Raw genomic sequence first — 26,298 nt, forward strand, 5'->3', positions numbered from 1 at the left:
TTTTTATTTCAGAAGAACTTGGTCACGAGTGGCTAACTTGATTATAAAATCTGCCGGAGTTTTTGTTTACCATGTTACACAGTTTTTCTAGTTCTGCCGGCCTTTTGACTTACCGCTCACATCTAAACTACCGCCCGCATAATGAGCCCAGCAGGAATATATGACGACCGTCCTAGATTCCGCAAGAATTTTATATACAACTCGATGTTGCCCGTTTAATCGCCTGGAGTAAAATCCAGCTGCTGGCGGAGTTAGTTTTTCAAACGAGTATTTTGGATCATAGGGGTTTTGCTTGAGCGTTTGAATGATTTCAGCAAACACATCGTTTAGTGGACTGTGCTTTATTTTACGCAAGTCGCCCTTGGCCCCGGATTTGATTTTGATTGTCCACTCGTTGTTACTCATTGTCTAAGTCCTGCATCATGTCATCGAGATCAACGTCATCATCGTTTTCGCGATCAAAGGCATCCTGCAGCTGACCGTTCATTAACAGGGCCATTGTTTCCTGCATTGCATCGTAGTCACGCTTGCTGATTAGGACCGCGCTTTTGTCTTCTTCAGACCCGGCAATTATGACGGGCTTCGAATCGCGGTTGATGTGACGAATCAGCGAAAAAAGATTGGTTCGTGCCTTAGTTGGCGTTGTAATTTCTTCCATGGCTAAATCCTCCTTCTATTTCGACGTACGTCATCACGCACATATAATATAACGTACATGATGACGTACGTCAATGGGCTCAACTGGTAACGTATAAATGGGTGTAACCTGTTTAGACGGCACACAAAAACTCCACCCGCAAAAGGTGGAGTTTTTGCTATTATTGCGTCTGGACGACCTGATTGCGGCCCGCGTTCTTGGCCCGGTACAGGTTACTATCGGCACGCTTGACGAGGTCCTTCAAGATTTCTTCCGCCCCGCTAACCGGCACGATGCCGGCCGACATGGTTAGGCGGAAATCCGCATCCTCCCGCAGCACCTGAATATCACGGAGCTGCGCGCGGAACTCATCAACCGCCAGCCGCGCTTCTGAGTCGGTGATGCCATACATCAGGACACTGAACTCCTCGCCCCCGGTGCGGTACACACTCGCGTAGTACGGCATGGGGATGAAGTAGGCTTCGAGGTTGCGGGCGAAGTTAATCAGCGCCTCATCCCCAACCACGTGGCCGAACTGGTCATTAACTTCCTTGAAGTGGTCGATGTCGAGCAGCGCCAGGTGCACCTGCTGGCCATCTTCTTCCTGCATCATCTTCTGGAAGAAGTTCACGTAGTCACGGCGGAACAGACTCAGGCTACGCACCCCAGTCAGTTCGTCGTGGTTATTGCCGTAAGTGAGTTCCTTGTTCTTAATCCGTCGGTATCGCAGCAGCCGGTCGTACAGGTCGGCCACCGCCATCACGAGGATGAAAATCACCGTCGTGCCTGCCGCGCTGGCCAGGCTATCACCGTACGCATACATCGTGAAGGCCCACATGCCGCAGCTCATGACCACGTTCACTGGTGCAAAATGGGCGTGTGCCTCGCCAATCCACTCGCTGTAATGGTTCACTACCTGCAACGCAACAAGCATTGCGGCGAAGGCAACCATCACGCCGACGTTCCAGTTCCAAAACGGCCAGAACGACAAGGCCACGGCCACCAGCATCACGCCGTGGACCCGTTCATCGTGGATGCGGGTGCTGATATAGAGGAGCGCCCCGTTGCGCAAGACATTGGCGGTTAGTGCGTAGGTCGTGCCGAGAACGCGCAGGGCCCGAATCAGAATTAGAATGAAAATCAGGTACACCGCAATCAGTACCGCGGCACTCACCTTGCGCTTGAACCACTTCTCCACCAGCTCGGGGCCGAAATCGGTGATGCAGTTCACCGTTGCGACGAAGCCGACCATGAAAAAGAACATCCAGAACGCGGTATTAATGAAAAAGGCCATGAAAGTTCCCCAAACCTGTCACGAATAATTTAATAAGCAATCATACCGCATTACTATAACAAAATTTTGGCGAAAGCGGAACCAGTCGGTGCAAAAATGAGTCAAGATTCGTACTAATCGGCCCGCAGAATTTGACTGCCCCCCCCGCTCATATAGGATGAAGTAGTTATCACATTAATGGAAGGAGCACCATCTGATGTTTATTAAGCTAAAAGCATACCTACATGAACTCTGGCACCCTAAATCCAACCATTGGTTCAACAAGCAAATGCTCCGGCTCACCGGTGTGATCGCAACCGTCGGCATACTAACCAGCATCCTGTTCAGCTTCAATACCGGTTCCGAACTAATCCTACTGGCGTCGATTATGTTCCTCGAACCCACTGCGGCACTGCTAAAGGACCGCGGTCACAGCACATTCCTTAGCTACCTACTGGCTATCATCTTAATGCTCATCCTCGCCTTCACCCTCATCATCGGTGTCGGCTTCATTTCCAAGACCGCATAACTTAGCGCGCAAGGCACCCACCACTCAGGCTGCCTTGCGTGCTTTATTTGTCCGCCACGTTGACACTCTCCAGTACTTGATGTTACTATCTAGCAGTACTCACTAACACATAGTAGATAAAATCACCCGTGAAAGGAGCTGATCCGCATGCACGGCACTACCGAAATGCTCAAGGGAATCCTTGAAGGCATCATCCTCGAAATCATCGACCAGCACGAGACCTATGGCTATGAGATTACGAACGACTTGCAGGAAATGGGCTTCGACGGCATCGTGGAGGGTACGGTCTACACCGTCCTTTTGCGCCTCGAAAAAAAGCAGCTGGTCACCATCACCCGGAAGAAATCACAGCTCGGACCAATGCGGAAGTTCTACTCACTGAACGCTGCGGGCCAGGAAGAGCTCGCCGCATTCTGGCAGCGCTGGAACTTCATCGACACGCAACTCACTAACTTGAAAGGACGCAAACAATGACAATGCCTAGCTGGTTCAAATACCTCACCCCGGCCTACATGAAGCAGGTTAAAAAAGACAAAGCAGAATACAAGGCGCAAATCGCGCGCATTAAAACATTGCCCAAGGACTACCAGCGGGCATTCACTGCCATCCAGAAATACATGTGGAGCAACGCGGCTGGCGACGGCATGGACATGCTTAACGCCCAGTATGACCTCATCGACTTCTTCTGGGAAGGCGCCGACAACAAAATCGCGGTGCACGACCTCATCGGCGACGACGTGGCGGCCTTCGTTGACGGGCTCATTGCCGAACGTGGCGTGCAGACCTGGGCGAACACCAGTAAGGAACGGCTGAACAAGGCGCTGACTAAGTAGACGTTGCGCAAACACAAAAAGACTACCGCGTTAATCCAAGCAAATAACCAAAATGGCTCTGGACGTTACCTCTCACTAGATGAGATCTGCCCAGAGTCATTTTTGTGTGCAAATTATCTTCTACTGATAGTACTTCGCCTGTGCCGTAAACAGCTCCCGGTACAGTCCGTCTTGCTGCATCAGCCCGTTATGCGTACCCATCTCCACCAACGCACCGTCCTTGAACACGGCAATCCGCTGGGCGAACCGCGTACTGCTCATCCGGTGGCTGATGTAGATGGCCGTCTTGTTGCCAATCAGCTGGTCGAAGCGCTGGTAGATTGCGGCTTCTGAGAGGGGGTCAAGGGCCGCAGTCGGTTCGTCCAAGATGATCAGCGGCGCATCCTTGTACCACGCACGAGCAATCGCAACCTTCTGCGCTTCCCCACCGGAGAGTTCCACCCCGTTTGCGTCAAGGTCCTTACCCACTGCTGTATCGATGCCTGCTGGTAGTTCATGAATCCGGGCAGCCACGTCGGCCACATCCAGTGCTTGCCAGACGCGCTGCGTATCCACCGCGGCACTAGCGGCAACATTCTCGGCGATGGAATAGCCGAACAGCTTGAAGTCTTGGAACACGACGGCTAGCAAGCTGCGATATTCCGCTTCGTCGTACTTCTGCACGTCGATGTCATTCAGGGTGATTGTCCCTTCAGTCGGTGTGAATAGCCGGGTGAGCAACTTCACGAGCGTTGTTTTCCCCGATCCATTCAGGCCGACAATCGCGAGCCGTTCGCCGACGTGCAGCGTAAGGTTCACGTGACGCAACGCCCAGACATCACTGCCAGGGTACTTGAACGAGACATCATTGAAGCTAAATTCATACTCCCCGTCGTCCCGCTTCTCCACGGGTAGGTGCGCCCCGCTGCGGTAGTCGGGAATGGCCAGGAAATCAGTGTAATACTGCAAGTAACCGACCATGTTGTTATAATCCGCCACGTCCTTCATGAACGCGGTGAAACTCATCATGAACTGTTCGAGGTAACCGACAACCATAATCGCGGTCCCAATGGCCAGCACCCCACCGAATACAGGCAGGCCCACGAGTACGTACAGCACCCCCGTAATGATGCTGGCGACAATCGAGGGCAACATCACGTACGCCGTAGAGTGCACATCCCCACGTAATGTAATCGCGTTTGATGTCGCAAAGCGGGTCCGTTCTTCGTGGATAATCCCCGCCCGCGCATTGTACAGCCGAATCAGCGGTCCGTTATGCTGATTTTCGACCAGATTCAAGAAGTACGTGTACACCGCGTTCACCACGATGATCTTCTTGAGCACCGCCTGCATGATGGCATCCCCCTTGGGCACCGCCATGGCCGATAAGCCAAATGGAACCAGCAAGAGCACTGCGAGTAGTAATACGTATACCGGTGAGTTCACGAACTGGGCAAACCCAAAGCGCGCCGGTACGTGCATCCGCAGCAGCATCGCAAAGGCCCCAAACGCAAAGCCTAAAGCAATGAGCAGCGAGAAGAAGTTCACGAGCCCCTCTTCCATCAATGCGGTCAGACCGCCGTTCATCGCCGTCCCGCGCTGAATGGCCGCGTAGTTCTTACGCATCTGCGGATCATCGAGGTCAGCGTACGAGATTGTCAGCAGTTTTTCCGTCGTGGTCGCATCCAGCCGGCTATCCACTAGCTGCTGGTGGTCGCTACTCATCTTCTCCAGCCACTGGTTCATGATGGCCAGGCCGAACCGTAAACCAAGGTACAGCAGCATGAGCGGCAACAACTGGTGCAGATTCGTGCCGACTGTCATCCGATTGATCAGAATTCCGAGGAAGGCCAAGTTGATGTACGGGCCCCCAACCTGCGTGAGGGCGTAGAGGAACGTGACTGGTAGTGCCGCGTGGTCCATCTGGTGAATCACCGTCACTACGCGCAGATACCGCCGCACTAATTGATTATTTTTCGCCATCAGCTGCATCCCCCTTCTCCGCGTAGTATTTGGCCTGCACCGCAAACATCTGCGCATACTGGTTGCCCGCGGCCATTAGTTCCGCGTGCGTGCCACTCTCCACAATCTGACCATTGTCGAGGAAAATAATCCGGGCGCAAAAGCGCGTGCTGGCCAGCCGGTGACTGATGAATAGCGACGACTTGCCCGCCGCGAACTGGGCGTACTGCTCGTACACCTCGTTCTCGGCCAGTGGGTCCAGTGCCGCTGTCGGTTCGTCCAGCACCAACACGGGCGCGTCCTTATACAGTGCCCGCGCCAACATCAATCGCTGGGCCTGACCGCCGGAGAACTCCACCCCGTCTTCCTCGTAATACTTAGTCATTGGCGTCTGCAGACCCGCGGGCAGACTGGCAATCTTCGCCGTCAGTCCCGCCTGGTCAATGGCCGCCTGCACCCGCGGCAAGTCGGGCGTTACTGCCGGCGCCACGTTCTGGGCCACACTTAGCGCCAGCACCGTGGTGTCTTGGAACACCGGCGCAAAGAGGTCGTAGCACTGCTGCCGGGTCAGCGTCCGGGCATCAATCCCGTTGTATTCAATCACCCCACTGGTGGGATTGAACAGACCCATCATTAATTTAGTAATCGTACTTTTACCCGCCCCGTTAACACCAACCAGCGCCAGCTTCTCCCCTGCGTGCAAGGTGAACGAAATATCGGTCAGGCTGTCAGCACTGGCCTCGGGGTAACGGTAGCTAACGTGCTTGAACGCCACCGTCACGGGCAACGTTCCGTCAGCTGCTGGCTTGAGTGCAGCCGGCAACACCGCGTTCTGGTCCCGCTTGGCGTTGTCTTCGGCCAGTTGGAACAAGCGCCGCACATCCTGCAGGTCCACACTCGCCTTTTGCACCTTCGTCAGATCCGCAATCAGCGCGTTGGTCAGGCTAACGAACTGGTTAATGACGCCAAAGAGCAGGGTGAACTGACTGACACTGACGGTTTTGGCGACCACACCCGCAAACAGGTACAGGTAGCACGCCGCATCCCGCGCCAGACCCGCAATCGTTCCGGCCAGATTTGCGAGGAAATACCGGGTGCTGTCCCGCCGTTGCCACTTGTCCCGCTCGTGCAATAATTCCTGCAAGTGCGTGTGGTACCAGCCCTGCATCGAATACATCCGCACGTCCTTACCGTTCTCCACGGCGTAAGCATTGCGCTGCAGATAATGTTGCTTGCGCTCAGCCGCACTGTACTTGGCGTGCCCGCCTTCATACCACTGCCGATACTTACGCAACGCCACATAACTGACCGTTGCGGCGAGCACCACGAGCACGAATGCCAGTGGCGTCAGGGCAAATAGTGTGCCAATCAGCACCACCAGCGTCAGGACATCCTGCAATAAGCGCACACCAAAGAGGTACATGGCCTGCATCCCGGACAAGGTGTTCGCGGTCCCGCGATTACTGGCCTGTTCGTACGTCGCGTGAATTTGTGGGTCGGTTGCCTGGGCGAAGTCGACGCCCAGAATGATTTCCTGCAGGTCAACTGACGTGTCCGAGCGCAGATTGGAACCCCAGTTGAAGCTGAAGACATTCCCCATCGTGCTCAGAATACCGGCAATTGCACTGCTCGCCGCAATTCCGACGGCTACCAGCATGTAGTACTGCAGACCGTTATGCCGCTGCGTGAGTGCCCCCACCAGCAGTGCCGGCAGCAGCACCCCCAGCACCACCATGAATGTTTTGCCCAGGATTTCTGCCAGCGCGCTCCAAACTAGGCCGGGCTGCTTCTGCCACAGCCGGCCCAGGTACCAACGCAGGTTATTGCCGAAACTATAATGCCGTTTTTCCATAACCACCACTTCCTTCGATGTAATCCGTTAAGCATACTGTACCGAAAAACGGTGCGGAATGGCGCTTTTTTGCGTGAATGGTGGTTAAATCCACGTGAACGGACAAAAGCCAAAAAAACATCCTGCACCTAAACTAGATGCAGGATTATGCCGTTACTATTTGCGCCCGCCAATCGGCAAGGCAATTTCCGTGACGAACACCTCGTCGGCGTACTGCCGGTTGATCACCCCGCCGTACTTGGCCACCAGCCGGTTAATTCGGCGAATGCCCAGACCACGCTTGTCGTTCTTAGTCGACGCATAATTCACGTCAATCACCTGGTCAAGCGGGCGAGTGTTGGTCACCGAAATGTAGAGCTGCTGCTTCAGGATGCTGATGTACACGCGCAGCCGCCGCGTTTCGTCTGCGGGCTGCTCCGTGATGGCCTCGATGGCGTTATCGAGCAGGTTACCGACGATGACGACCAAATCCACGTCGTCAATCAGCGGCGTGGTTCCCACCAGCACCTTCACGTTGGTGGGAATCTGCGCGCGTTCGGCGAGGGTCAGCTTCGCGTTCACGATGGCATCGAGCAGTGGGTTCCCCGAGTGCACGAGCGGATCGACCGAATCCAGCTTGTCTTCTAGCTGGTTCAAATAATCCTGGGCCGCGGCGGTATCGCCCGCACGCAGGTACGCCTTGAGCGCCTGCAAGTGGTCGTGATAATCATGCCGCCAGCCGCGCATCCCCGCGTAGAGTTCCTGCACTTCCTGACTGTACTGCGCCATCATTTTGTCCAGCCCCACCGCAAACACCGCGTCCTGATTGGCCAGGAAGGTCTGCGTCAGGTGTTGCGCCAGCCCCAGTGCCAGCAGGCCCAGCGCCAAGCACGCCGGGGTGAACCAGCCATGTGTCACCGCCGTTAAGGCAAAGATGCCCGCCGCCAGCACGCAAACCGCGCCGCGGAACCACCAGTCGCGCTGGCTGCGCAATAGTGGCAGTGCACTAACGATTAGCGCCAGGGCGGCAGCCGGCAAGGCGCTCGGATAAATCACTTGCAGCGCGGTGGTCAACGCCGACAGCACGATGCTCGGCAGCATTTGCCGCCACGGCTGGTGCAGGCACACCCAAGCACAAATGCTGGTGCTTAATACCCCGAGTGTTGCCACCCACACCGGTGCCAGGCCGCTGCTCAGGCCAAACACAAATACGAGCACTAAACACCCTGCGCGCCACGTGCGCTGCATGCCGCGCGTAATGCCCCAGGCCGACGTCCCATTCGCCAGGAGCACCAGGACCAGTTGTTGCCAGTTAATCGTCATCAGCTAACCTCCGCATGCGCGCAAGGAACTCGGTCTTCAGCTGTTTCTGCCGCGCCCGCGCGACTGGCAATTCACTGCCGTCCAGCAAGATTACGGACTTGCCCGTTAGTCGCGCGACAAAATCCAGGTTCACCACCACGGCCCGGTGCACCTGCACGAAGTTGGCGGGCAGGTTGGTCACCAGTTCGGCAAGCTGCCCCGCGGCCTGCTTCTGCCCGTGCTGTGTGTGGTAAATCAAATCGTGGTCCACCACCTCAACGGCCTGAATGTCGAACAACTCCAGCCGCTCCACCCCAGCGTCCGTATGCAAGACGATGCCCGGTGCCGGCCGTTGCGTTGCCGTTTTGGCTAGAATCCGGGTCACCTTTGCTGGCGTCAAGGGCTTCATGATGTAACCCAGCGCGTTGACGTCGTACCCGTCGAACACGTAATCGTCGTAGTTACTGAGGAAAACAATCGGCAGCTGACTGTCTTGCTTGCGCAGATTGCGCGCGAAGGTCATGCCGTCGACATTATCCCCGAGCCGGATGTCGAGCACAAGCAAGTCGACTGGTTGCTGGTCAAACTGGTACGCTTCGGTGCTGGCGTACGTGCGCACCTGCATTGGCAGCGCTGGGGTGCTGGCCGCACTGAACAGCGCGGCGTTTGCCGTCCGGGTCTGCTCATTATCCTCGATGATTGCTACGCGCATGCTGATTTCTCCTCACGTGGTGGTTGATTAACTAAATTATAGCGAACTTTGACGCCGAAATGGATAGCGCGGGTAATTAAGCATTTTGGCACGGGTTTTTGCCGCCGCCAGCTCATGCTTTGGCCCGATTTTACCCCCAAAACGATATTTTTTGCGAATGGCATGGTAAAATATAGCCAATTTGGTGCCGGCGGTGGTTTTTTAGCCCGTTTTTGCCGCGCCAAGACAAATTTTCGGCTATTTTCGCCACAAGAAGGATTATTCATGACACACTTTATCGCAATCATCATCGTCGGCGCTATCATCGGTAGTATCGGGGCCGGCTTCACCCACCGCGACCTGCGCGCAGGCTGCGGCGGCAACATCGTCGCGGGGCTGATTGGGTCCTGGATCGGCACGCGCTTTTTGGGCGATTGGGGCTGGCACGTTGCCGGCATCGCCATCTTCCCGTCCATTATCGGCGCGATGGTCTTCGTGCTGCTCGCTTCGTTATTCATCGGTTCGGAACGGCGGCATTAATTAACGCATTGGGTGGCCCTGGCTGGAAACGGTCGGGGCCTTTTTGCTGCCTCCGTTCGCATGCTTGCGGTACTGCAGCGGCGCAACGGCCATTATTTTTTTGAAGGCACGAGAGAAATAATACTGGTCCGCAAAGCCCAGATTCCGGGCAATCTGCTGCACCGGTAAGGTTGTATCCACCAGGTAATGCGTGGCCTGTTGCACCTTCACCTGCAGAATGAATTGATTGACGCTCAGCCCCACCGTGCGGCCGAAGATCCGGCTGAGATAACTAGCCGAGACGTTAATTTCACGTGAAACATCCGCCAGACTAACCTTCACGTCCATGTGGTCATAGATATACTGCACCGCTTGATTAATAATATTGTTCCCCATCGTCGGTGCCTGCGTCTTTTCTTCATGCAGCCGTAAATATGCCAGCGTCATCCCCAGGGTTTGCGCCGCGTAAAAGACGGCGTTATACGAGAACCCCGCAGCTAGGGCGGCAAGCATCTGCTGAAACTGCGACATCAGCAGATTGACGTCTTGCGGATTAGTACGCGTCTGCACCACCATTTTTGGATTATCCGCAACCAGTGCCGGTAAGTACTCGGCAAGACGCGTACCGGTGAAGTGCACCCAGAAAATGTCCCACGGGTCGTCCTTGTCCGCATAATAGGTGTGCTCCTGGTTCGGCGGCAGTAGTACCATTGACCCCCGGGTAACTGCCGCGACCGTCCCCATTGATTCAACCGTTCCGGCGCCGTGCGTGCAGAAAATCAGGATCCATTCGGCGGTTCCCTGCTTGCGGTGGACATAATGGTCCTGGGCCTGCGGATAGAAACCTAAATCCGTAATGTACAGCTGCTTAATGATTGGTGATGATGCAAAATTACGCAGAATATCTGCCGGTAAAACGTACAGATACTCGTTCATAAACCCCTGTTGTTTGGCCATTTCTGCCCGCACCTCCCGCTAATCCGCCAGCAAATACATTTGGTTCACAATAATCCATTTTCACGCCAACTTTGTGTATTCATCGTAACCGCTATCATGAATATAGTAAAGGCAGCAAAACAAAAGGGGCCACGATTATGGATACAAACATCAAGCAAGTCACATTAACCCACAAAACCATCACGATTCCCACGTACGGAACGGCAAAACCGGAGAAGAATCCCCTATTTTTGGAGAACCGCGCCTACCAGGGCAGTAGCGGCAAAGTCTATCCATTCCCCGTTACTGAACGGGTGCTGGACACCAAGCACGACCAGGACTACCACGCAATTATTCTGGAGAATCAGTATCTCCAGGTCACCTTCCTGCCCGAACTCGGCGGCCGCATTCAGCGGATGCTGGACAAGACCAACAATTACGATTTCGTCTACCACAACCACGTGATTAAGCCCGCGCTCGTGGGCCTTGCCGGTGCGTGGATCTCTGGCGGGATTGAGTTCAACTGGCCGCAGCACCACCGCCCCGACACTTTTCTGCCAATCAATCATTACACCGAAAGCCACGCCGACGGATCCAAAACGCTGTGGCTGAGCGACACTGACCGGATGTACGGCACCAAGGTCCTGGTCGGCTTCACCATGTTCCCGGACAAAGCATACCTGAAACTTGACGAGACCTTCAGCAACCCCACCAGTTTGCCACAGACATTCTTGTGGTGGGCCAACCCCGCGGTCCCGGTTAACGCACACACCCAGTCCATCTTCCCGCCCGACGTGCACGCCGTCTTCGATCACGGCAAACGCGCCGTCTCCACCTTCCCCATCGCCACTGGTGAATACTACAAGGTTGACTATTCGGCCGGCGTCGACATCTCGCGCTACAAGAACGTCCCCGTGCCCACCAGTTACATGGCGGCCCACTCCAACTACGACTTCCTCGGTAACTACGACCACGCCAAGCACGCGGGACTGCTGCACGTCGCCGACCACCACACCTCGCCCGGCAAGAAGCAGTGGACCTGGGGCAACGGCGACTTCGGTCAGTCCTGGGACCACCAGCTCACCGACGACGATGGCCCGTACATTGAGCTCATGGTCGGCACCTTCACGGACAACCAGCCCGACTTCACGTGGTTAGCGCCGCATGAAGAAAAACACGCAACCGAGTACTTCATGCCCTATAAGGCAGTCGGCGCGGTGAAGAATGCCACCATTGATGCGGCGGTGAATCTGGAACGTTGCGGGCAAAACGTGACGATTTCAGCGTACGCAACCGCCGTTTATCCAGACGCCCGCATCGTGCTCACCCAGGGCGCAACCACAATCAGTGACGTCAAGGCCACCCTCAGCCCGAATGCAACCTACACCGCCACCATCGAGCATGTCCCGACCCAAGACGATACGCTGACAGTCAGCGTTTATTCCGCTGCCGGACGCAAATTGGTTAGTTACACCCCAGAACCCGAACGCATCGCGCCCGTGCCCGCGGCCGCCACGGCAATCGCGGCCCCCGCAAAGATTCAAACGAACGACGAACTATTCTTTGCCGGACAGCACCTTGAGCAATACCGCCACGCCAGCTTCCGCCCTGAAGATTACTACCTTGAAGGGCTGAAGCGGGATCCCGAAGATGAACGAATTAACGACGCGTACGGCCTGCTGCTGTACCGCCAGGGTCTGTTTGCGGCTAGCGAAAAATACTTCCGGCGGGCCCTGACCCGGCAAAACGCGCACAACACTAATCCGCAAACCGGTGCGGCCAATTACCACCTCGGCTTAAGCCTTGCGCATCAAGGCAAGCTGGACTCGGCCTACGATGCGTTCTACAAGGCAACCTGGTCCGCGGACACGCAAGCAGTGGCCTTCATCGCCCTGGCCAAGATTCAGTTGCGGCATAATCAGCCCGCGCAAGCATTGGCATTCATCAACCAGGCCCTGCTGCGCAACTATCACGACCTGGAAGCCCGGACGCTGAAGATCCATACACTGTGCTTGCTGAAACAAGATGCGGCCGCGACCGAATTACTGACGGATAGCCTGCAGCTTGATGCCAGTGCCCCTGGCCTGCTATACGAGCAAGGGCAGCTGCAAAATGCGGCCGCACAGAACCCGCGCCTAACGCAATTCGTCGGCTCCCGCTTGAATGACGTACTAACGCTAGCCGCGACCTACCTGTCTGCGGGTCAGAACCAGGATGCCATCAACATCCTCAACTACTTTGCGGGCGCCACACCGCTCAAGTCGTACTATCTCGCCTACGCATACGGCCAGTTGGGGCAAGCAAAAGAAGCTTTGGCCGCCGCCCAATTCGGGGCGCAACTATCACCCGATTACGTCTTCCCGAACCACCTCTTCGACATCACCGTGTTGCAATACATTCAGCAGCTGAATCCGCAAGATAGCCAGGCGCCGTATTTCCTGGGCAACCTCTTCTACGACCGGCGCGTGTACGCTCAGGCAACTAAGCTGTGGGCACAATCAGTTGCCTTAAACCCGCACTACGCCATGGCCCACCGCAATTTGGCCATCGCCTACTTCAACAAAGAGGCACGCAAGCAGGACGCACTAACAGAACTGGAAACGGCGTTGCGGCTGGATCCGCAAAACGCCCGTCTGGTATTCGAACTGGACTCGCTCTACCAGAAGCTGAACTACCCGCTGCCTCAGCGGTTGGCCTTCCTCGAAGCACATGCCGACCTCGTAAACGCGCGCGACGACAGCTACATTCAGCTGGTCACGCTGCTCAATGAATCCGGCCGCTACCAGGAAGCCTACGCCAAAATCATGGCGCACACCTTCCACCCTTGGGAAGGCGGCGAAGGCAAGGTCAGCGCGCAGTACGAATACGCGCTAATCGAGATGGCCAAGCAAGATCTAAACGCCGCTAAGCCGGACGCCGCAATCAAAAAACTGACCACCGCTTTGACTTATCCCCGCTCCCTGGGCGAGGGCAAGCTGCCCATTGCGCATGATAATATCATCGATTACTACCTCGGTTTGGCCTATGAACAATTAGGTGATACAATTCAGGCAAACGCTTACTTCAAGCGGGCAACATTGGGCATGACCGCACCTGCGCCAATGATGTACTACAACGATCAGCCCGCCGACGTCATCTTCTACCAAGGACTCGCATGCGAGCACTTGGGTCAACCAGAAAAGGCAACCGGCCGCTATTACCAACTGCTGCAATACGGCCAGCAGCACCTGTTTGACCACTTCCAGAAGGATTACTTCGCCGTCTCGCTCCCGGACGCATTGTTGTTCGATACCGATTACCAGCAGCAGAACTCAATCTACTGCTACTACCTGATGGGGCTGGGGCACCTGGGCTTGAACGAACCCGCAAAGGCGCACGCGGATTTTGCTCAAGCCGGCAAATTGACGAACAGTCATCAGGGCATCATTCGGCACACCAATTTCGTTAAGTAAGCATGGAAGCAGCATCCGTTCAATTTACGGGTGCTTTTTCCAGTCTCTAGGTACCATTAGTTAACCGGCACAAGGAGGAATTTAGCATGGAACGCATCAACATTCGTAAGTATCAATATGTTAATAAGCAGGACTACTGTGAAATCACCCTGAAGAACAAAAACGGGGTCACCGCCACCATTCTCAACTATGGGGCAACGCTGGAGAAGTTCTGTTTGCCCGCCGCTGACTCGCACACCGCACCAGAAAACATGATTCTGAGTCTGCCCCGGCCTGAAGACTACAGCAAGGCACGCAACTTCCTGGGCGGCACGGTAGGCCGCATCATCGGGCGCATGGCCGCCGGCACCTGGCAGGATGGCGATACCACCCGCCAGTTCGCAATCAACGACGCACCGAACCACGCACACGGGGGCCCAGAAGGTTTCGACACCCAGGTCTTCACCTTCCGCGTGCAGCAAACTGCAGACACGGCCAGTGTGATTCTCGACCTGATTGATAATGCCGGCCACGATGGCTACCCTGGCACCATGCACCTAACTGCAACCTACACCCTCGATGACTTTGACACCCTCACCTACCATCTGCACGCCATTACGGATGCCAGGACCCTCTGCAACCCCGCTAACCACGCGTACTTCAACCTCGATGGTCACGGTGATATTCTGCACCAGACGCTGCAAATCGCCGCCGACAACTACCTGCCGCTGGACCAAAACAGCATCCCCAGCTTCGGGATGGCCGCCGTCGCCCGCACCGCTTTTGACCTGCGGGATGGCCGGCAACTCGGTGCGGTAGTGCAGGATGAGGATCCCGACATCAGTTTCCAGCACGGGCTAAACCATCCGTTCATCCTGAATGGCCACCGCGTTGCCGCAACCTTAACCAGCAGCGACGGCAAGCGGCGCCTGTCCCTAACGACGACGGCCCCATCCATCGTCGTCTACACCGCCAACCACTTCAACCACACTGGAGTCGCGGCCAATATCGGCCAGTACGACGGCGTGGCCCTCGAAGCGCAGTTCCCACCAACCGCTGACAAAACGCTGAACGCAATCACGCTGCTCCCCGGCGAGGCGTTTAACGCGGAAACCAGTTGGCACATCGAATACTAGCCAGACGCAAAAAAACAGTTCGTGCAGCGGTTAACCGTTGCGCGAACTGTTTTTTTAGGCGAATTTCACAATCAGAATCACGGTGGCCAGCACTGCGGCGAGGCCAAGCGTGAACAGATCAGTTTGTGAGTACTTACTCTGCTTATCCTTGTGCTTACCGTGGGGTTTGATCATTGCGACGAACAGAACAATCAGCGCGAGGGCCGCTACCCCCATCAATCCGTAATCCATACTTGTGACCACCTTTCATATGTCATATGTTAAATATGTAGTGCAAAGCGCCCACCGCATGCGGCGGGTGCTTTGCTCGTACCATTTAAGTGTAATGCTATGCTTTGTCTTCCAGCGCCTTGATCCGCTTCAGCATGCGAATCAAGTAACGCGTTTCGTCAATCAAAAGCATCGTTGTCATCAAGGTGTCCTGGCCGTGGACCATGATGAAGGTGACATCCATGTTCGCGCCACCCGCTTCTTCGGTCAGAATCTTCGTCTGCTGGTTGTGCGCGTCGTTAATGTCGTTCTGCGCTTCTTCAACCAACTTATTCGCCTTGTCAAAATCACCGGCTTCTGCCGCATCTAGGGCATGCAAGGCCGCCGTGCGGGCATCTCCCGCGTATGCTACCAGTGCAAAACCTACCATTGAGATTTCTTCTTTAGTTGCCATGAGTAATACCTCCACTTTTTGGTTCGATGCCGCGCACGGTACGAACAATAATTCATCAGCTAGTTCGATACCGTTACCGATACTGAGTGATGCTTTTTTTATACTGTTTTCTAAATCAACTAATCAGGAATGACGTGGGTGTCGCTGACCTGCTTGAACCAGGACGCGCTCTGCTTGATGTAGCGCTTCTGGGTTGGGAAGTCAACGAAGAACAGTCCGTAACGCTTGCTGTAGCCGTTCGTCCAGGAGAACTGATCCTGCAGCGACCAGATGAAGTAGCCCTTCACGTTCGCGCCATCTTTAATCGCATCCGCAATCGCGTTCAGGTACTTGCCCAAGTAGTCAATCCGCTTGGGGTCCGGAATCACGGTGTCATCCGTGGCGCCCGCAGGCAATTCTTCCTTCAGCCCAATCCCGTTTTCGGTGACGTAAATCGCCTTCGTGAGTGGGTAGTCGTTTTGAATCCGCATCAGGATGTCGTGCATGCCGCGTGGGTAGATTGGCCAGTCCCAGTCGGTGGTTTCGATTCCTTCAGGCAACTTCTCTTCGCCAATGCCGTGTAGGCGGGAAACCGAAGTCCCCTTGGCCCCAGTCCCGTTGTGATGCGTTTCGGATGCACCAGCGTAGGCCTTGAGCCACTTGCTGAAGTAGTTGTTGACCCCAACGAAGTCCAGCTGTGTTGCCGCCAGCTTCAGTTCGGCCAGCTCTTCCGGCGTGGTCTTAAACATTGGTTCATCGTTCTTGTCCACGATTTCCTGAACCAACGCCAGGGTTTCTGGAGCGTACACGCCGGCAAGACTGCCATCCAGATACAGACGATTCTCGAGGGCATCCTGCAGGGCAGCAGCGTGCTGATCTGCAGGGGAATCGCTGTATGGGTAGACCGTCTGCAATGCGTGGACAATCCCAATCTGCCCGCCAAGGTTCATTTCCTTGTACGCATTCACAATCCGGGCGTGGGCCACGAGTTGGTTGTGCTCGGCTTGGAAAGTCTTGTCGAAGCGGCCGGTTTCAGCTGGTGGGAACGTCCCACTAGTGTACTGCTGCACCGCCATGGAAGTTGGTTCATTAATCGTAATCCAGTACTTAACTTCAGGGAATTCCTTGAAGCAGAACTTCGCGTAGTCAACGAACGCATCCAGCATGTGCTGACTGAGCCAGTCGCCTTCTTCGTGCAGCTTCTCCGGTGTGTCGAAGTGGTGCAGCGTAACGAATGGTTCAACGTGGTGCTCCTTGCAGGCCGCGAACACCCGGTGGTAGTATGCAACCCCACGTGGCTCAACGGCGCCGTCGCCATCGGGGAAGATGCGCGACCAGGCAATCGACAACCGGAGTGCCTGTACCCCGTACTTCTGCGATAAGGCGAGGTCTTCATCGTAGTGGTGGTAGAAGTCAGCGGCTGGATCGGGGCTGAACCGCCCTTGCTTCTCCAGGAAGTCATCCCAGAGTACCCGGCCCTTGCCGTCTTCCTTAGTTGCACCTTCTACTTGGTAAGCCGCACTTGCGCCCCCGAATATGAAGTCTTTTGGAAAAGTTCCGTTCACGAGTAAGTCCCCCTTTTAACTAATTACAGATTTGATTCAACGAATTCGAGTGCCATGTCGCCGTCATTGGTGAGGGCGATGTACTGCCGACCAGTGGTGGTAACGAGCTTAACGCCGTACTTGCTGGTCAGCTTCTCCAAGTTACCCTTCATGCTTTCCATTTGTGGTGCCAGGATAACCATGTCCATGTTCTGAATCAGATCCATGTCTTGCCCATAAGCCCGGGCAGCAGCTGATAGCTTCAGCCCGCGCTCCTTGGACAGCTTGTTCAACGCGTTGGCGAGGATCCCGCTGGTACCACCACCAGCACAGATAACCATGACATTAACTTCATGCTCCTTGAAGTAATCCTCGCTATTTGTCTTCGCCGCGGTCGCAGTGTCGCCAACCGTGGTCGTCGTAACTTCTGCAGCAGGTGCTGCAACTGTAGCACTAGCGGTTGCACCGGCAAGTGCAGGCTGAACGCCGTTTGCAGCCAGTTCCGCCGTCTTTTCTGCTTCTTCAGCAACCAACTGCTTGTCGTATTGACGGAAGAATGGCAGGAAAATCAGGACGTCGACAACAATCATCACCAGCACGAGTAAGAACGATAGTGGTGCAAACCCGGTTGCGGCCACAATCCCAATTGGTGCAGGAATCGTCCATGGCAGGTAGTACATCATCCCGTTCATCCCCAGAGTCGTAACGAAGAACTTGAAGAGTGAGATGTTAACCATTGGCGTCAGCAGGAATGGAATGAAGAAGATTGGGTTCATGATGATTGGCAGCCCGAACAGAACAGGTTCGTTAACGGAGAAGGATGCAGGCACGATGGCCGCGGTCCCAATCGCCTTGAGTTGCTTGGACTTAGCCAGCAGGACAAGGACATAAGCGATAACGAAAGTCGAACCAGTACCCCCGAAGTTCATAACGTAGTCCATCGCGTTCTGCGCGAAGACGTGGGATACGTGCACGCCAGCCTGGTACTGGGCCAAGTTAGCAGCAGTGTCAGCAATCATGATTGGCATTACAGCTGGGGAAACAATGGATGGACCCTGGACACCAAGGAACCAGAAGAACGCCATCGCACCAGCAATGATGCACAGACCAACGTAAGTTTCACTAGCACTGAAGACTGGGGACAGAACCTGGATAATCCAGCGTGGAACAACCGTCCCGGTAGCCATCTTGAACAGGAAACCGAAGAGCCAGAAAACAGTAACGGAAAGACCAAGTGGAATCAGGTCCTTGAATGACTGGGCAATGTTACCAGGAACCTGTGGTGGCAGCTTAACGGTAACGTTGTTCTTAATGCAGACGTAGTAGATGTTTGGCACAATGAGCCCAACAATGTAAGCACAGATCAGACCTTGAGTCCCAAGGTAAGTCAGGTCAACCCCGGTCTTCAGGGGTACGATTGACAGGATGATGAAGGCAATTTCGGCCGCGATAATTACGGCAACTGGGTTAATCTGGTTTGTCTTAGGCAAGTCCAGATTCTTACTGTCGGTCAAGTTCTTGGCCGTGGTCCCAGCAACGAACAGTGCCAGCAGCCCCATTGAGTAGTTGTAGGCAATCATGAGTGTGTTGGTAACGGCATCGGGCCAGTAGTAGCCCCATGCATTTGGAACGTAGGCAATCATCATGAAAATACTGGAGAAGATGATGATTGGCATACATGCGATGAACCCGTCACGCACCGCAGACACGTACTTGTTTGCGGCGACGGCTTCGAACGCAGGCTTGAGTTTTTCAAACATTTTGTTCATGAGTCAGTCCTCCTAATACTAACGAAGGCAAGTCTAGGAATTCATCACGGGCAGTTCAGTGATTAGACGCTGAATGTGGATGACGAAGTATAGGCGTTCGTCTTCGCTCATGTCTGGATATACTTTTTGTTTAATTTCATCGAATATTTCGGTAGCGATTGCGTATGACCGGGGGTAACTGTCCTCGAGCTCCGCAACCACCTTGGGCAAAATCACGGTTATGTCGCCATTCGAGTGTTGCAGGCGATCAACCAGGTACTGCAGGTGAATCATGAAGCGGTCATAATAATTGCTGTTACTATTGGAACGCAGAATGCCGTGGCGCTTAAGTACGCGCTGTACCAGGTCGCTAACACTGGCTTCCTGCACCTCGCCGAATTTCGGCTCGTTGTCACTTTGCCCAATAGCGTTGATAAAATGTAGGGCGATGTTCTTCGCCTCGGAATCGGGGAACCGAATCCCCAAGTTCCGGTGAATAATGTCGAGCGCTTCGTACGCCGCGGCGTACTCGTTCTCGTATTGAACGTGCAAATCTGGAACCATGCTGTCGATGTAGGAACCATCACGGTAACGTTTGAACGCGCCAAAGATGTGGTCGCTTAACGTGATGTAGATGTAATCCAGGACACCGATGTGATACTTTTGTTGCGCAACATCAATAATTTCGTAAGTGGTCGTCACCACATCGATTGGAATATCCTTAAGCAGAAAGTACAGGTTTTGACGTGAGGTCTCGGTCTCAAGATAGAACATCTTTTCAACCTTCTGTGGTGGGATCGAATCACCACGCCGCTTCTTAAATGCAATACCTTTGCCCTTCGCAACGGCCTGTCGCTGGTTATCGAGATCCACCAAGACTGCATTGTTGTTGAACACTTGGGCAATTTTTAGCATGGGACTCACCTCCTAAGAACACAAAAAGACCACAAATCACGCGTATACTCACGCTATGATTCATGGTCTTGCCTAATTCAATAGTCACAATCCACAATCAATATTTCTTTCGACACCAGTAGTGTAACATATTTGTCGGCTCTGTAAACGCTTTTTGCGGCGATTTTTCTTTCCGTCGACGCTTACATTGCAGATATGCAAATTGTTGTGGGCGCAAAATAAAAATGTTCGGTTTTGTTTTGATAACGTTCAGATTGTGTTAAGCCCTTGTCTTATAGCAAAACAATAACGACAAATACTGCTGTCCCGCTTTAGCATGCCCACAAAATAAAAATACGCAAAAGAAAATCAACTTTTGCGTCCAGGCCACGGATTCAGAAAAGGCCACTTTACAATCCTAATTTTAGTGATTTAGTTAAGTTCGCAAAAAATATTTGCTAAAAGCGTTTACAAGCTCTCTCGGCCCTGATATGATGGTGGCGTTGAGAACTACAGTATACATGGGTCGTTACTATTGAATTAGGCGTGACCATGGTTGCTCCGCGATCGTATTGAGCCCCGAGCACCCATGGTCTTTTTTTACCCTTTTTAGCCTGTGGTCCAACAATGAATGAATGATTAGCTCCACGGCCACGGTCAGCAGCTTAACAGATCACCCCAATAATCGTTAATCCGCCAGCCGCGGCACTACATACAATTTTTTTCGGAGGCGCCCATCATGCAAGCAATCATTGATTTTCTGCTCGCTAATCCCATTATCACGATGGCCTGTACCTTACTAGCCGCCACATTAATCGTCGGCGCGAAAATTCCTGATGCAATTGCGGGCGCACTGAAGCTAGCCATCGCCATCACCGGGATTGCGGCTACCGTTGGCCTGATGTCGACAGTCTATCAGCCCGCACTGCGCGCACTCGCCACGCATACGGGCATTAATCTGCCTGTTGCGGACGTCGGCTGGGCGCCGATTGCGACCATCACCTGGTCATCGCCCTACACGTTCCTCTTCATCATCGTGGCGGTGGCCGTGAACATCGTGATGATTAAACGCCAGTGGACCAAGACGCTGGACATCGATATTTTTGACGTCTGGCACCTAGCCTTCACCGGGCTGCTCGCGAAATTCTGCGGCGCCCCGCTCTGGCTGGTACTCCTCTTCATCGCCTTCCTCGCCGTCTTCAAGTTCATCAACGCGGACCTGATGAAGCCAACCTTCGATGATCTGCTCGGCAACCCTGCCAGCATGATGACCACCACGCACCTCAACTACATGATCAACCCCATCGTGCTGCTACTCGACCGCATCTATTCGCTTTGCTTCAGCTGGCTCGACCGCTTCGACATTGACGCCGCGGCGCTGAACAGTAAGCTCGGATTCGCCGGCAGCCGGTTCGCGCTGGGGACGTACATCGGGTTGTTCGTGGGTCTGCTCGGCCGCTTGCCGCTTAAAGACACCCTCACGCTCGCCTTCACCCTGGCAACGACCCTGGAAATCTTCAACATCGTCGGTTCCTGGTTCACCGCTGCACTGGATCCACTGTCCCAAGCGCTCACCGAGAAGCTCAGCAAGTGGACCGGCAGCAACCAGCCCCTAAGTATCGGGCTGGACTGGGCCTTCCTGTCCACCCGCTCTGAGGTCTGGGCGACCGCTAACCTCCTGGCACCCATCATGTTTCTTGAGGCGCTCGTTTTGCCGGGGAACAAAATCCTGCCTCTTGGCGGCATCATCGCCATGGGCGTCACCCCGGCACTACTGGTGGTGACCCGGGGCAAAGTCATCCGGATGGTCGTCATCGGCGCCGTTGAACTGCCACTGTTCCTCTGGGCCGGTTCGCTGTCCGCCGACTTTGTCACCAGCGCCACCCGCGCCTTAACCGCCAGCCACATCATGGCCATTGGCGCGTCGACCAAGGAAGGCCCCATTGAGCAGTTTCTCGCCATTGCGCTGGGGAAGAGCAGTAGCGGGGACCTTAAATGGATTGGCATCACGGTTGTCGGCGTTCTCGTCTACGTTGCCTTGTTCATCTGGTACGCACGCGTCATGCGCCGGCGCAATCACACCTACTTGAACAAGACGGCCAATTAAGGGCCACATTGCAAAAACGCCCATGAACTGCACACCGCCTCCGTGCAGTTCATGGGCGTTTTCTATTGCTTCCTAGTCGATTTCCCCGTTATTCGCAAAATCATCCAGCGTGTTGCTGAAGAACTGCATCCGCGCGGCGTAGGACGGGTTATCGTTGTACTTGCGGATGGTCTGCTTGAGCAAGTGCAGGTTGTCGGTGATGATCCCGTCAACCCCCGCGAACAGCATCTGCTGCATGTCGTCCTCTTCGTTAACCGTCCACGCCCAGATTGCCTGGTGCTGCTTATGGGCGGCATCGACCAGCGTGTCGTCGAGCGTGGTTTCCTCGAAGGTGTAGGCGTTCGCGTCCGTCTGCGGTGCCACCAGGGCGTACGGCAGAATCAGGCTCGTGTACAAATCCGGCACCTGCCGCCGCAGCGTCGTGACCACCTGGTAGTTCATCGAGTGCACGCGGTCGCCATGCTTGACCAGCGTGGCCGCGTACTTAGCGATAAACCGTTGCAGCATGCCTTTGCTGTCGTTTGATGTCGTCTTGATTTCGACAATCAGCTTCTGGTGCAGGCGTGCGGCCGCCGCCAGGTACGCATCGAAGCTTGCCAGCTTGGCGTGGTGCCCATTTTCGCGAACCGTCAGCCGCTGCAGCTGGGCAAGGGTCAGTTCGCGCGGCGCCTTGTTCACGCCCGCCAGTTCCTGCAGGTTCTCGTCGTGGAGCACCACGAACTGGTGGTCACGGGTTTCATGCAGGTCCATCTCGACGTAATCGGGGTGCTCTTTCGCCGTCTTCTGCAGCGCCGGAATCGTGTTCTGGACCCCGTTACCCGCATCGACGCCGCGGTGGGAAATCGTGAGCGGGTGGCTGTCGAGGCCGCCCTTAAGGTACACGGCACTAAACATCAGCATCATGGCTGTGGCCCCGATCATGAACACGCTCAGTGCCACCTTAATTACGCGCGGCAGGCGGGACGCCCGGTCGGCGAGGAAAATTTCCACGCCCTGGTGCACGTCATCCGGTGCGGTCAGGAAGATCAAGTACATCGCACTCCCCGCCCCGCTCAGCAGCAGTTTGCCCAGCACTAATGCCGACATCACGACGATGCCCGCGGCGTACGCAAAACTCTGGGTGTCCAGCCACCGCTGCAGCTGCACCAGGATTTCCCCGTACCCGTACGTCACCACCAGGATGAGGTTCCCCAGCCAAAATGTGCGCCAAAAGTAGAACCAAAAGCGGCCCTTAGTTGCCCGCCAACTCGCCCCGGCCGCCTGCACTAGCGGCATGTCGTCCAAAATCGCCTTGGGCAAAACGAGGAGCCAGCGCAATCCGAGGTAGAACATGAGCACATACAAGATGGCGACCAGCACGCTGTAGAGCGGATACCGCATCAAGTAGTCGATGATGAACAGTGGCACCTGCACTTTTGCCAGCAGACTCGAACCCACGATGAACCCCGCCAGCGGCACGATCAGCAAGGCATACAGGGCAAAAAACAGGAAGGAGCCGGGCCGCAAGTGGCGCAGGTCGCGCAATGCTTCGGCGACAATCTGTCCGAAATGATAGCTCTGCCGCTGACGAATAATCGCGACCGCCCCCAACATAATGGCGAATTGCAGGTAGAAGATTACCAGCAGCGCCAGGCCTAACACTAATAACTCCGCGGCAACCAGCGGGTGGTGCACCGCCACGTCCAGTGCATTGGTCAGGGTCAAATACGGCACGCCACCGGCCACCAGCACCACGCGGGTGAGCCAGCGCAGTACCGGAATCACGATGCCCGAGACGGCGCCCCCAACCAGGCCCACAACGAGCAGATATTGCAGCCACCGCTGGCCAAATTCACGGGCGTTGGCCCAGACGTAACGTAACGAATTCATTTTTCCCAGAACTCCCATTTTGCTTGATTACTACTATTGTACTGTACAACTGACAATGCGTACGCGTTAAAATATAGATGGATACGTCGTGGCATAAAGATCCAAGGAGACATTATTATGACTAATTCCGTCAAACTATCATCCCGTGGCCGGGTCACCATTCCGCAAGAAATCAGACGTGAGCTTAATATCAAGCCACAAACTGAATTCACAGTTACAGCAGCAGATGGCAAAATAGTCCTCACCCCATTACCTACTGCAGATGATTGGGAGAAAATGTTTAAAGATACGCCAACCGAAACCGTAGAACTAGACAACAACGGCCACTATGATCCACGAAAAGCCCCTAGTTTTCACAACTGGATGCAAAACGGATAATGTAAAACTCCCTCACGGCACGCGCCATGAGGGAGTTTTTCGTCTGATCCGCTTACTGCAGCTTGCCCATCACTTCACTTGGCACCTGCGCCTTGTTCACAGAGTTCGGGCCCTTGATGACACGCTTGGAAGAAACCTCCGCCTTCACAATCGTGCCGGCAGCCAGCTGCGTCGGGTTAGAGCTTTCGCGGCTTTCCCAGCCCACGTTCAGTTCCTTGCCGTCTTCGGTGATCCACTTGAAGTCGTAGCTGTAGTAGTACTGCTGCTGACCATCAACCTTGTAGTCTTCACCCTTGCTGGTCTTGGACTTGTGCTTCGTTGCGTCCTGCACAATCGCGTACGCCGTCGTCCCGTTATACGTGCTGTCCCAGTAGGTGTACGCCTTGAACCCCGCGAACGCCACAATCACCAGTGCGATTAGCCAGCCAATAACCTTCTTCATTGCTATTACCTCCATGCCCAAATAATTTCGGTGTGTTATTCAATAACCATAGATTAGCATTTTGCCCAGGGGTTTAGCAATCAGACCAAAGGCTTATCTATGTGCAAAAATGGACCCGGGGTGTCCACCACTGCGTACACCCTGAGTCCATTCATCAATATCTACTTAGTTGAGCGTTGCCGTGTAGCCGAACGTAGCACTCGCGTTCGCCGCCAAGGTCGTGTTGCCGGCCTTCTTGAACCAGTCCGTTGGCGCATCTGCGGCCTGATCAGGCAGACCGTTGAATGGTTCGACACAAACGAACGGTGCGTTCTTGTGTTCAGGACTCCACAGCGTCAGGTATGGGAAGTCTTGCAGGCTGAGTTCAACACTGTAGCTACCATCGTTTGCGGCCAACGTTGCGCTGGTTGCTTCAGGGGCGTTGATGATAATCAGGCCGTCATCGAGCAGTTCGTGGCTGAGGGGCACGGTGTTACCCTTGGCTTCGGTGAATGGTTCAACTGCACCGTTGCGGAATGGCACGGGTCCGATACCGAACTTGGTCAGTGGCGTCTTGGCGCCGTTCACGGTGACCGTGTAGTTCTCCAGTGGCTGGCTGAGTGCGAAACCTGGGTGGGAACCAAGGGCAAATGGCATTGGCTTGTCGTCCCCGTTAGCCACGGTGTAGCTCACTTCCAGGCCACTAGCGGTGAGCGTGTAGGTCACGGACAGCGCGTAGGCGAATGGGTAGGACGCTTCCGTTTCGCCGTTTGCGTGCTGGGTCAAGGTCACAGAGTTCGTGCCTTCCTTAGTCACGGAACTGAACTCGTAGTCACGTGCAAACCCGTGCTGCTTCATGCCAAACTTGTCGCCGGCCAGCGTGTACTGGTCGTTGTTCGACTTACCAATTGATGGGAACAGAATTGGTGCGTGGCGGCCCCAGTACTTGCCCTCGGTGTCGTTCCAGATGTATTGGCGCCCGTCCGCCTTACGCGTCAGGGTTGTCAGTTCCGCCCCCAGCCGGTTAATCTCGGCGCTGAACTGGTCGTTCTCAATCGTAATCATGCTCAAAATGTGTTCCTCTTTCCCCGCGCCGTGAATGCTCGACCATGAACCACGGCACAAAATTTTATCCGCTTTCATTGTATCGTATTTGGCTGGAAATGTTTACATTTTTTCGTAAAATAAACAAAAGTGAACAGAGACAACCACGAAAATCGTCACGTGGCCGTATCTGTTCACAATCCGGACCTAGTTTCTGCCCACACGGTAGAACCGATAGTAATTGTAGCTACCATACAACAGCACCAGCAAAATCATTGGGAAGTTAAAAACGAGGTCTACATGTACGCCTACGACACCGCCGACGCGCAGCCATTCACGGACACGACCGACGCCATCGCCCACTTCGTCGAAACCCCAACCTGTGTGGGCGCGTACCTAGACGACCAGGATGTGTTGCACCTCATCGCCCCGTACGGCGTTAGTGACTTGGTTAATTTGCAATGCCGCTTAATTCCGATTTTTAGTGCGCAAACGTATAGCGACATTTACCATGACCGCATCGCCAAGAAACAATGGGCAAGTCGGTGGCCGCTGCTACACATCATTGATCCAGAAGCATAAGCGTTACTG

25 protein-coding genes are annotated in these 26,298 nt (G+C 54.7%); 9 read left to right on the plus strand and 16 right to left on the minus strand.

Annotation, left to right across the window (positions count from 1 at the left end; genetic code table 11):
- Positions 1–87 precede the first annotated feature (87 nt).
- From FC18_RS06445 to FC18_RS06455, 3 genes are all read right to left on the minus strand, one after another.
- Positions 88–405, minus strand: a complete 318-nt coding sequence (locus FC18_RS06445) for a Txe/YoeB family addiction module toxin (protein ID WP_054679673.1) — start codon at positions 403–405, stop codon at positions 88–90.
- The gene (locus tag FC18_RS06450) at positions 398–658 is read right to left on the minus strand and encodes a type II toxin-antitoxin system Phd/YefM family antitoxin (RefSeq protein WP_054679670.1); all 261 of its coding nucleotides are present in this window, start codon (positions 656–658) and stop codon (positions 398–400) included. Before FC18_RS06450 ends, FC18_RS06445 begins: the two co-directional genes overlap by 8 nt.
- Positions 659–818: 160 nt before the next feature.
- Complete coding sequence (locus FC18_RS06455; RefSeq protein WP_054679667.1) at positions 819–1,931, minus strand: GGDEF domain-containing protein; 1,113 nt, start codon at positions 1,929–1,931, stop codon at positions 819–821.
- 196 nt (positions 1,932–2,127) lie between these two features.
- Between FC18_RS06455 and FC18_RS06460 the strand changes: the two genes are divergently transcribed.
- From FC18_RS06460 to FC18_RS06470, 3 genes are all read left to right on the plus strand, one after another.
- Positions 2,128–2,439, plus strand: a complete 312-nt coding sequence (locus tag FC18_RS06460; protein WP_054679664.1) for a hypothetical protein — start codon at positions 2,128–2,130, stop codon at positions 2,437–2,439.
- 147 nt (positions 2,440–2,586) lie between these two features.
- Positions 2,587–2,913, plus strand: a complete 327-nt coding sequence (locus FC18_RS06465) for a PadR family transcriptional regulator (protein ID WP_054679663.1) — start codon at positions 2,587–2,589, stop codon at positions 2,911–2,913.
- The gene (locus FC18_RS06470) at positions 2,910–3,272 is read left to right on the plus strand and encodes a DUF1048 domain-containing protein (protein ID WP_082404110.1); all 363 of its coding nucleotides are present in this window, start codon (positions 2,910–2,912) and stop codon (positions 3,270–3,272) included. Before FC18_RS06465 ends, FC18_RS06470 begins: the two co-directional genes overlap by 4 nt.
- Before the next feature lie 120 nt (positions 3,273–3,392).
- On the opposite strand, the gene FC18_RS06475 is transcribed toward FC18_RS06470, so the two are convergent.
- From FC18_RS06475 to FC18_RS06490, 4 genes are all read right to left on the minus strand, one after another.
- The gene (locus FC18_RS06475; protein WP_225353739.1) at positions 3,393–5,234 is read right to left on the minus strand and encodes an ABC transporter ATP-binding protein; all 1,842 of its coding nucleotides are present in this window, start codon (positions 5,232–5,234) and stop codon (positions 3,393–3,395) included.
- The gene (locus tag FC18_RS06480) at positions 5,221–7,065 is read right to left on the minus strand and encodes an ABC transporter ATP-binding protein (protein ID WP_054679660.1); all 1,845 of its coding nucleotides are present in this window, start codon (positions 7,063–7,065) and stop codon (positions 5,221–5,223) included. The genes FC18_RS06475 and FC18_RS06480 overlap by 14 nt, the downstream gene beginning before the upstream one ends.
- Positions 7,066–7,221: 156 nt before the next feature.
- Positions 7,222–8,367, minus strand: coding sequence for a sensor histidine kinase (locus tag FC18_RS06485; protein ID WP_420806088.1), 1,146 nt, complete (start codon positions 8,365–8,367; stop codon positions 7,222–7,224).
- The gene (locus FC18_RS06490) at positions 8,357–9,058 is read right to left on the minus strand and encodes a LytR/AlgR family response regulator transcription factor (protein ID WP_054679656.1); all 702 of its coding nucleotides are present in this window, start codon (positions 9,056–9,058) and stop codon (positions 8,357–8,359) included. The genes FC18_RS06485 and FC18_RS06490 overlap by 11 nt, the downstream gene beginning before the upstream one ends.
- A gap of 264 nt (positions 9,059–9,322) precedes the next feature.
- On the opposite strand from FC18_RS06490, the gene FC18_RS06495 reads away from it, so the two are divergent.
- Positions 9,323–9,577 (plus strand): GlsB/YeaQ/YmgE family stress response membrane protein, encoded by a 255-nt coding sequence (locus FC18_RS06495; protein WP_056975785.1) that lies wholly within the window; start codon positions 9,323–9,325, stop codon positions 9,575–9,577.
- Here the strand turns inward: FC18_RS06495 and FC18_RS06500 are convergent, their stop codons facing one another.
- Positions 9,578–10,513, minus strand: a complete 936-nt coding sequence (locus FC18_RS06500) for a helix-turn-helix domain-containing protein (RefSeq protein WP_082404108.1) — start codon at positions 10,511–10,513, stop codon at positions 9,578–9,580.
- Positions 10,514–10,650: 137 nt separating this feature from the next.
- Between FC18_RS06500 and FC18_RS06505 the strand changes: the two genes are divergently transcribed.
- Positions 10,651–13,944 carry a DUF5107 domain-containing protein gene (locus FC18_RS06505; protein ID WP_056975787.1) on the plus strand — a complete coding sequence of 1,098 codons (3,294 nt, stop codon included), beginning with the start codon at positions 10,651–10,653 and terminating at the stop codon, positions 13,942–13,944.
- An 86-nt stretch (positions 13,945–14,030) separates the two neighbouring features.
- Positions 14,031–15,059: an aldose epimerase family protein gene (locus tag FC18_RS06510; protein WP_054679653.1), complete on the plus strand. Its 1,029-nt coding sequence runs from the start codon at positions 14,031–14,033 to the stop codon at positions 15,057–15,059.
- A gap of 54 nt (positions 15,060–15,113) precedes the next feature.
- Here the strand turns inward: FC18_RS06510 and FC18_RS12065 are convergent, their stop codons facing one another.
- The 5 genes from FC18_RS12065 to lacT all read right to left on the minus strand — a co-directional run bounded on the left by FC18_RS12065 (position 15,114) and on the right by lacT (position 19,909).
- Positions 15,114–15,290, minus strand: a complete 177-nt coding sequence (locus tag FC18_RS12065) for a hypothetical protein (RefSeq protein WP_156300942.1) — start codon at positions 15,288–15,290, stop codon at positions 15,114–15,116.
- A gap of 97 nt (positions 15,291–15,387) precedes the next feature.
- Entirely contained in the window at positions 15,388–15,723 is a 336-nt protein-coding gene (locus FC18_RS06515) for a PTS lactose/cellobiose transporter subunit IIA (protein WP_054679650.1), read from the minus strand.
- A 119-nt stretch (positions 15,724–15,842) separates the two neighbouring features.
- Positions 15,843–17,267: a 6-phospho-beta-galactosidase gene (lacG, locus tag FC18_RS06520; protein ID WP_056975789.1), complete on the minus strand. Its 1,425-nt coding sequence runs from the start codon at positions 17,265–17,267 to the stop codon at positions 15,843–15,845.
- 23 nt (positions 17,268–17,290) lie between these two features.
- Positions 17,291–19,015: a lactose-specific PTS transporter subunit EIIC gene (locus FC18_RS06525; protein ID WP_054679647.1), complete on the minus strand. Its 1,725-nt coding sequence runs from the start codon at positions 19,013–19,015 to the stop codon at positions 17,291–17,293.
- Positions 19,016–19,048: 33 nt separating this feature from the next.
- Positions 19,049–19,909 carry a transcription antiterminator LacT gene (gene lacT / locus FC18_RS06530; protein WP_054679644.1) on the minus strand — a complete coding sequence of 287 codons (861 nt, stop codon included), beginning with the start codon at positions 19,907–19,909 and terminating at the stop codon, positions 19,049–19,051.
- A 718-nt stretch (positions 19,910–20,627) separates the two neighbouring features.
- Here lacT and FC18_RS06535 point away from each other — a divergent pair.
- Positions 20,628–21,995: a PTS transporter subunit IIC gene (locus FC18_RS06535; protein WP_056975792.1), complete on the plus strand. Its 1,368-nt coding sequence runs from the start codon at positions 20,628–20,630 to the stop codon at positions 21,993–21,995.
- A gap of 72 nt (positions 21,996–22,067) precedes the next feature.
- On the opposite strand, the gene FC18_RS06540 is transcribed toward FC18_RS06535, so the two are convergent.
- Complete coding sequence (locus FC18_RS06540) at positions 22,068–23,864, minus strand: glycerophosphoryl diester phosphodiesterase membrane domain-containing protein (RefSeq protein WP_056975794.1); 1,797 nt, start codon at positions 23,862–23,864, stop codon at positions 22,068–22,070.
- A 117-nt stretch (positions 23,865–23,981) separates the two neighbouring features.
- On the opposite strand from FC18_RS06540, the gene FC18_RS06545 reads away from it, so the two are divergent.
- The gene (locus FC18_RS06545; RefSeq protein ID WP_054679638.1) at positions 23,982–24,242 is read left to right on the plus strand and encodes an AbrB/MazE/SpoVT family DNA-binding domain-containing protein; all 261 of its coding nucleotides are present in this window, start codon (positions 23,982–23,984) and stop codon (positions 24,240–24,242) included.
- A gap of 52 nt (positions 24,243–24,294) precedes the next feature.
- Here the strand turns inward: FC18_RS06545 and FC18_RS06550 are convergent, their stop codons facing one another.
- Both FC18_RS06550 and FC18_RS06555 read right to left on the minus strand, forming a co-directional pair.
- A complete protein-coding gene (locus tag FC18_RS06550; protein WP_054679636.1) occupies positions 24,295–24,684 on the minus strand; it encodes a DUF1093 domain-containing protein in 390 nt (129 codons plus the stop codon).
- A gap of 165 nt (positions 24,685–24,849) precedes the next feature.
- The gene (locus FC18_RS06555) at positions 24,850–25,728 is read right to left on the minus strand and encodes an aldose 1-epimerase family protein (protein ID WP_054679676.1); all 879 of its coding nucleotides are present in this window, start codon (positions 25,726–25,728) and stop codon (positions 24,850–24,852) included.
- 159 nt (positions 25,729–25,887) lie between these two features.
- On the opposite strand from FC18_RS06555, the gene FC18_RS06560 reads away from it, so the two are divergent.
- A complete protein-coding gene (locus FC18_RS06560; RefSeq protein WP_225353736.1) occupies positions 25,888–26,289 on the plus strand; it encodes a nucleotidyltransferase family protein in 402 nt (133 codons plus the stop codon).
- Positions 26,290–26,298: the final 9 nt, after the last annotated feature.

This window comes from Lacticaseibacillus sharpeae JCM 1186 = DSM 20505, assembly GCF_001436225.1.
GTDB lineage: Bacteria > Bacillota > Bacilli > Lactobacillales > Lactobacillaceae > Lacticaseibacillus > Lacticaseibacillus sharpeae.

Coding starts and splice junctions, on each gene's coding strand:
- FC18_RS06445 (WP_054679673.1), bottom strand. CDS start 405: ATGAGTAACAACGAGTGGACAATCAAAATCAAATCCGGGGCCAAGGGC.
- FC18_RS06450 (WP_054679670.1), bottom strand. CDS start 658: ATGGAAGAAATTACAACGCCAACTAAGGCACGAACCAATCTTTTTTCG.
- FC18_RS06455 (WP_054679667.1), bottom strand. CDS start 1,931: ATGGCCTTTTTCATTAATACCGCGTTCTGGATGTTCTTTTTCATGGTC.
- FC18_RS06460 (WP_054679664.1), top strand. CDS start 2,128: ATGTTTATTAAGCTAAAAGCATACCTACATGAACTCTGGCACCCTAAA.
- FC18_RS06465 (WP_054679663.1), top strand. CDS start 2,587: ATGCACGGCACTACCGAAATGCTCAAGGGAATCCTTGAAGGCATCATC.
- FC18_RS06470 (WP_082404110.1), top strand. CDS start 2,910: ATGACAATGCCTAGCTGGTTCAAATACCTCACCCCGGCCTACATGAAG.
- FC18_RS06475 (WP_225353739.1), bottom strand. CDS start 5,234: ATGGCGAAAAATAATCAATTAGTGCGGCGGTATCTGCGCGTAGTGACG.
- FC18_RS06480 (WP_054679660.1), bottom strand. CDS start 7,065: ATGGAAAAACGGCATTATAGTTTCGGCAATAACCTGCGTTGGTACCTG.
- FC18_RS06485 (WP_420806088.1), bottom strand. CDS start 8,367: ATGACGATTAACTGGCAACAACTGGTCCTGGTGCTCCTGGCGAATGGG.
- FC18_RS06490 (WP_054679656.1), bottom strand. CDS start 9,058: ATGCGCGTAGCAATCATCGAGGATAATGAGCAGACCCGGACGGCAAAC.
- FC18_RS06495 (WP_056975785.1), top strand. CDS start 9,323: ATGACACACTTTATCGCAATCATCATCGTCGGCGCTATCATCGGTAGT.
- FC18_RS06500 (WP_082404108.1), bottom strand. CDS start 10,513: ATGGCCAAACAACAGGGGTTTATGAACGAGTATCTGTACGTTTTACCG.
- FC18_RS06505 (WP_056975787.1), top strand. CDS start 10,651: ATGGATACAAACATCAAGCAAGTCACATTAACCCACAAAACCATCACG.
- FC18_RS06510 (WP_054679653.1), top strand. CDS start 14,031: ATGGAACGCATCAACATTCGTAAGTATCAATATGTTAATAAGCAGGAC.
- FC18_RS12065 (WP_156300942.1), bottom strand. CDS start 15,290: ATGGATTACGGATTGATGGGGGTAGCGGCCCTCGCGCTGATTGTTCTG.
- FC18_RS06515 (WP_054679650.1), bottom strand. CDS start 15,723: ATGGCAACTAAAGAAGAAATCTCAATGGTAGGTTTTGCACTGGTAGCA.
- FC18_RS06525 (WP_054679647.1), bottom strand. CDS start 19,015: ATGAACAAAATGTTTGAAAAACTCAAGCCTGCGTTCGAAGCCGTCGCC.
- lacT (WP_054679644.1), bottom strand. CDS start 19,909: ATGCTAAAAATTGCCCAAGTGTTCAACAACAATGCAGTCTTGGTGGAT.
- FC18_RS06535 (WP_056975792.1), top strand. CDS start 20,628: ATGCAAGCAATCATTGATTTTCTGCTCGCTAATCCCATTATCACGATG.
- FC18_RS06540 (WP_056975794.1), bottom strand. CDS start 23,864: ATGAATTCGTTACGTTACGTCTGGGCCAACGCCCGTGAATTTGGCCAG.
- FC18_RS06545 (WP_054679638.1), top strand. CDS start 23,982: ATGACTAATTCCGTCAAACTATCATCCCGTGGCCGGGTCACCATTCCG.
- FC18_RS06550 (WP_054679636.1), bottom strand. CDS start 24,684: ATGAAGAAGGTTATTGGCTGGCTAATCGCACTGGTGATTGTGGCGTTC.
- FC18_RS06555 (WP_054679676.1), bottom strand. CDS start 25,728: ATGATTACGATTGAGAACGACCAGTTCAGCGCCGAGATTAACCGGCTG.